Source organism: Citrobacter sp. TBCS-14 (assembly GCF_005280805.1).
Lineage (GTDB): Bacteria > Pseudomonadota > Gammaproteobacteria > Enterobacterales > Enterobacteriaceae > Citrobacter > Citrobacter gillenii.
In genome coordinates, this window is the sequence record NZ_SZWM01000731.1 from 1 (window position 1) to 251 (window position 251).

At 39.4% G+C, this 251-nt stretch carries 1 protein-coding gene; it reads right to left on the minus strand.

From position 1 onward, the window contains the following. A partial coding sequence (locus FDX22_RS20970; protein WP_222592546.1) for a hypothetical protein occupies positions 1–251 on the minus strand: 251 nt, incomplete at both ends.

Below are 251 nucleotides of genomic sequence, written 5' to 3' on the forward strand. Positions count from 1 at the left end.
CATGATAACTCATTTTCAACATAAGGGTTTCCGCTCGACTCCTTATAAATCACATCAAGCCATTTACTAGCACTTACTCCTGTCTTACTTGACATGTAATTCGCAGCTATTTCTGGGCTAACTTGTGACCAATCGCTTCCAATAACCGAGCTTGTAGTCTGTTGCGCAGGCTCTTCAATTTGAAGTCCAGCTTTTGAATTATCCGTATCTTGTGAGTCAGTATCATTTTGAATAATTGATTTTTCCCTGTC